Origin of the sequence: Pseudoflavonifractor capillosus (assembly GCF_016899775.1) — a bacterium.
Classification (GTDB): domain Bacteria; phylum Bacillota; class Clostridia; order Oscillospirales; family Oscillospiraceae; genus Lawsonibacter.
Window position 1 is genome coordinate 1 of the sequence record NZ_JACJJE010000102.1, and the last position, 5006, is coordinate 5006.

At 60.7% G+C, this 5006-nt stretch carries 5 protein-coding genes, 2 tRNA genes and 1 pseudogene; 6 read left to right on the forward strand and 2 right to left on the reverse strand.

Features of this window, described 5'->3' with window-relative positions:
• The coding region (locus tag H6B31_RS16180) for a hypothetical protein (RefSeq protein ID WP_204899445.1) at positions 1-266 on the reverse strand (266 nt) is incomplete at its 3' end.
• A gap of 77 nt (positions 267-343) precedes the next feature.
• Between H6B31_RS16180 and ilvA the strand changes: the two genes are divergently transcribed.
• The 6 genes from ilvA (at position 344) to H6B31_RS16210 (ending at position 4709) form a co-directional block, all read left to right on the forward strand.
• On the forward strand, positions 344-1561 hold the full coding sequence (ilvA, locus tag H6B31_RS16185) for a threonine ammonia-lyase (protein WP_204899446.1): 1218 nt from the start codon (positions 344-346) through the stop codon (positions 1559-1561).
• Positions 1562-1835: 274 nt separating this feature from the next.
• Complete coding sequence (rpe, locus tag H6B31_RS16190) at positions 1836-2480, forward strand: ribulose-phosphate 3-epimerase (protein WP_204899447.1); 645 nt, start codon at positions 1836-1838, stop codon at positions 2478-2480.
• Positions 2481-2496: 16 nt separating this feature from the next.
• Positions 2497-3420, forward strand: a complete 924-nt coding sequence (locus H6B31_RS16195) for a hypothetical protein (protein WP_204899448.1) — start codon at positions 2497-2499, stop codon at positions 3418-3420.
• A gap of 39 nt (positions 3421-3459) precedes the next feature.
• Complete coding sequence (recR, locus tag H6B31_RS16200; RefSeq protein WP_204899449.1) at positions 3460-4062, forward strand: recombination mediator RecR; 603 nt, start codon at positions 3460-3462, stop codon at positions 4060-4062.
• 481 nt (positions 4063-4543) lie between these two features.
• A tRNA-Leu gene (locus tag H6B31_RS16205) sits at positions 4544-4630 on the forward strand.
• A gap of 3 nt (positions 4631-4633) precedes the next feature.
• Positions 4634-4709: transfer RNA gene (locus H6B31_RS16210), tRNA-Met, on the forward strand.
• 132 nt (positions 4710-4841) lie between these two features.
• Here H6B31_RS16210 and H6B31_RS17395 read toward each other — a convergent pair.
• A pseudogene (locus H6B31_RS17395) lies at positions 4842-5006 on the reverse strand (tyrosine-type recombinase/integrase); the annotation flags it as partial.

Genomic DNA, 5006 nt, shown 5'->3' on the forward strand with positions numbered 1-5006 from the left:
AGGGAGTTTTCCACTGCCCTCGCGGACAGCTTACGTAGGATACCACACACCATCCCCCTTGTCAAGCACTTTTTTCCCTTTTTTCGTGTTTTTTCTTTCCGTGTCATTTTCCCCTTGTTCCGCACACTCCCCCACTTCTCTCCACTCCCCGCTTCCCCGCCGAACGCTGAGCTGTCCCGCACCTGCGGCATTCTATATATTATTATATATATATGTAGCAGGCCGGAATTTCCCGTCCTCCGCTCTCTTTCTCTCGCTTTCTCCATTGACTTTATCCCCTGCATTCGTTATCATAAAAGAACATCAGATTCATTTGACAATTAAAGGAGACAGAAAAAGCGCTATGACCTTAGACCAATTTAAAGCCGCCCGCAGCGTGCTGCAAGGGGTGATCCGCCCCACCAACCTGATCCACTCCCCCGCCCTCTCCAAGAGCTATGGGAATCAGGTCTACCTTAAGCCGGAAAATATGCAGGTCACCGGGGCCTACAAGATTCGAGGGGCCTACTATAAAATCAGCACCCTGTCGGAGGACGAGAAGAGTCGGGGACTCATTACCGCCTCCGCCGGCAACCACGCCCAGGGACTGGCCTATGCCGCCCAAGCCGCCGGCGTCCCCGCCACCATCATCATGCCCACCACAACTCCCCTGGTCAAGGTCAACAACACCAAGGATTACGGCGCCAACGTCATCCTCCACGGGGAGGTCTTCGACGAGGCGGCGGAAAAGGCCACCCAGCTGGCCCAGGAGGAGGGCCTCACCTATGTTCCCCCCTTCAATGACTTGCAGGTAGCCACCGGCCAGGGCACCATCGCCTATGAGATCTTCCAGGACCTGCCCGATGTGGATGTGATCCTGGTCCCCATCGGTGGAGGCGGGCTGGCCGCCGGCGTGTCTACCCTGGCCAAGCTGCTCAACCCCAATGTCACCGTCATCGGCGTGGAACCCGAGGGCGCCGCCTCCATGAAGGCCAGTCTGGAGGCAGGCCATGTGGTCACCCTCCCCACCGCCAACACCATCGCCGACGGCGTAGCAGTGAAAACTCCCGGCGATCTTGTCTTCCCCTATGTGCAGAAAAATGTGGACCACATCATCACCATCCCCGACGCGGAGCTGGTGGAGGCCTTCCTGGATGTGATGGAGAAGCACAAGATGGTAGTGGAGAACTCCGGTCTGCTCACAGTCGCCGCTCTGAAGCACCTGGATTTTCAGGGGAAAAATGTGGTGTCCGTTCTCTCCGGTGGCAATATGGATGTGATCACCATGGCCTCTCTGGTCCAGCACGGGCTCATCATCCGGGGGCGGATCTTCACCTTCTCCGTCCTACTGCCCGACCGGCCCGGCGAGCTGATGCGGGTGTCCGCCCTGCTGGCCAAGCACAACGGCAACATCATCAAGCTGGAGCACAACCAGTTTGTCAACATCAACCGCCAGAACGGGGTGGAGCTGAAGGTCACCCTGGAGGCCTTCGGCCAGGACCACAAACAGGAGATCCTGAACGGCCTGCGCAGCGAGGGGTACAGCGTCCACGAGGTCAAGACCGCCGATTTCTATAACTGACCCCCAATCAAACTCCCGCCGCCCGCCGGAGGGATGACTCTCTCCGGCGGGCGGCTATCTGAAAAGCGGCAGGCTTCCGGACCAAGCCGGGCGGACAGTGGGGCCGTGGGCGCGGCCTGGAGCGCGCCCGGGGTCCGGAGCACACAGTTCCAGGAGGCGGCGCGCCGCCCCCTGCCTCCGCCCCATATCCTATGCGCCGCCCCTCTCCGCCGTCCCTCTGAGGGCCGGCCCGCCCCACTGGATACAACAACGCCTGGAAAGCGAGGACCATCTTATGATTAAAATTGCTCCCTCCATTCTCTCGGCCGATTTCTGTAACTTAGAGCGGGATATCCAGCGGGTATCCTCCGCCGACTACCTCCATGTAGATGTGATGGACGGCGCCTTTGTCCCCAACATCACCATCGGAGTTCCGGTGCTCAAGTCCATCCGGAAGCACACGGACATGTTTCTGGACGTCCACCTGATGATCGAAAAGCCGGTGCGCTACATCGAGACCTTCGCCCAGGCGGGGGCCGACCTGCTCTCGGTCCATCTGGAGGCAGACCACCCCACCCAGATCGCCCAGGCCCTGAAACTGATGGGGCAGTGCGGGGTGAAAAAGGCGGTGGCCCTGCGGCCCATCACCAAGGCGGAGGCCATCCTCCCCTATCTGGAGGAGCTGGACCTGGTGCTGGTGATGACGGTGGAGCCCGGCTTCGGCGGGCAGGCCTTTATGGAGTCCCAGCTGGACACCATCCGCCAGGTGCGCGCCCTCATCGAGAAGTACAACCCCGCCTGCGAGCTGGAGGTGGACGGAGGCATCGCCCCCAAAACCGCCCCCCTGGTGGTGGAGGCCGGGGCCAACGTGCTGGTGGCCGGCTCCGCCGTGTACGGAGCGGAGGACATCCCCGCCGCCATTCAGGCCCTGCGGGTGTAAGAGGGAGGGGCTTTCCATGACTCGCCTGTGCGCGGCGGCCCTATCCTCCGCCCTGCTCCTGGCCCTCTCCGCCTGCGCCTCCTCCGGGCCTCCCGCCAGCTCGTCCGCTCCGGCGGAGCCCGAGCACCTGACCTTCTACGACTCCTTTGAGACTTGGAATCAGGAGGTCCCCTCCAACAGCGTTCAGGTGGAGGAGACCGAACGGGACGGCCTGCTGCAGTATCACTTTTGGAATGAAGCCTCCGGTCTGGAGCTTTTTGTCCTGCCCGGAGGGCGGGACGAGGCGGGCCAGCCGTATGATCCCACGGCGGAGGCCATATACCAGGGCCGCTCCCTCACCTTTGAAATGCCCGTGCTGCCCATGTGCAGCGGCGGCGTGCTGGGACACGCCAGCCTTTTGGTCCAGGACCTGACGGGGGACCGCACTCCAGAGCTCGTCTACCTCTACGGCGGAGGCGGCACCGGACAGTGGCGCGGTCAGGCCCGGGTCTTTGACCTGGCCGCCATGGAGGAGCGGGCCGTCCGCTGGGACTCCAGCTCTGCGGCTGAGTGGATGTCCGGTCTGGTCCAGCTCCAGTTGGTCGGTACCCGGGAGGCGGGCAGCTTCGGCGAGGAAAGAGAGGCCGTCTATCAAATCACAGCCCCAGACGGCACCACGCTCTACGCTGGGACCGGCGGTTTTCCTCTCACCGAGTTCCCGGAGGCACCGACCCCCCTCTTCGGAGATAATGAAGCCATCGTCTTGGACGGGGACCGCCTGGTTCTGAGCTCCGGCTTTTGGGTGGACCTGGGCGTTGGGTTCTTTGGCCCATACCTGGGCTGGTTGACCTGCGGCTTCCAGTACGATCCCGCCCAGCAGAGCTTCTCCCTCTCCTCGGAGTGCACCCTCCAGGTGTATACGCCGGTGGACCCGTCCGCCGTCTCTCTCCTACAGGCTTAAAATGATTGTCTTATTTTATTATTCCGGAGGTCCTACCCCATGCAGTATTTTCCCCCCGCGCTGGAAACTTTAGTGGAGCAGTTTGCCAAGCTGCCGGGCGTGGGCGTCAAATCCGCCCAGCGTCTGGCCTTTTACGTGCTGTCCATGTCGGAGGAGGACGCCAACGCCTTCGCCCAGGCCATCCTCAGCGCCAAAACAGCCATCCACTGCTGCCCCGTCTGTCAGAATCTCACGGAGGGGGACGGCCCCTGCTCCATCTGCTCCAGTCCCCGGCGGGACTCCTCCACCATCTGCGTGGTGGCCGACCCCAAGGACGTGGTGGCCATGGAGCGCTCCCGGGAGTACCAGGGCCTCTACCATGTGCTCCACGGGGTGATCTCCCCCATGAACCACGTGGGGCCCGACGACCTGCACATCAAATCTCTGGTGGAGCGGGTGGCCGCCGGCGGCATCCAGGAGGTCATCATGGCCACCAACCCGGACACTGAGGGGGAAGCCACCGCCATGTACCTCTCCCGGCTCCTGAAACCCTTCCAGATCAAGGTCACCCGGCTGGCCTACGGCATCCCGGTGGGCAGCCACCTGGAATATGCCGACGACGCCACCCTCATGCGGGCACTGGAGGGGCGGAGAGAAATCTGACGGAACGGTTTCATGCAGTCCTTCCGTGCGTACAGTGCCCGGAACATCTGTTCCGGTATAAAAATTGGCTGTACAGAGCCGCAAAATCATAAGAAAGGGCCCCGGCGTGCTTGCGCCGGGGCCCTCCCTGTGAGGAAAGAGAAGAAAGAGAATGTGATCAAACAAAAAGCGCCGCCGTTCCCCAGAACCGCAGCGCCTTTGCTTGTTCTGGAGTTTACTCCTCTCCCTTCCATCTGTCAAGCCCCGCCGCCCAAGTTCAGCGGATTCACTCAAAATGCTCACCGTCTAGTTCTTCTATTTTTTCATATTAACCATTCCGTTTTATTCTTTTCTGTTCTGCCAGGTTCCGCCGTTTTCCCCGCAGCGCCCATAAATTCCACGTCTGATTTCTCATCCCAAAAACTTTTTAAAATTTGCTTGACATTGTTCTTACATTATGGTATGCTAGTTAAGCGCTCAAACGAGACCGGAACCACCCGTTGCCGGAGTGGCGGAATTGGCAGACGCCCGGGACTTAAAATCCCGTGGGAGTAATCCCGTGCCGGTTCGACCCCGGTCTCCGGCACCATATCGCGGGATAGAGCAGTTGGTAGCTCGTCGGGCTCATAACCCGGAGGTCGGAGGTTCAAGTCCTCCTCCCGCAACCAGAAATCCGCTGGAATCGCCTGATTCCAGCGGATTATTTTTGTTTTCTGCAACCTTTTTGAGGGGTTTATTTTTGGCTTTTAAATCTGACCCAGATTCTGACCCATACGGGAATTTTTCCGGACTGGAGAGGGCTATAAACTGCCGGAGAGGACGTGTTCCATGGCCTCCGCCGCCCGCCGCTGGGCCGAGGTGGTCACATGGGCGTAGGTGTCCAGGGTAAACCCGGCGCTGTAGTGGCCCAGCATCCCAGAGACGGTCTTTACGTCCACCCCGGTTTGCAGAGCCAGAGTTGCGAA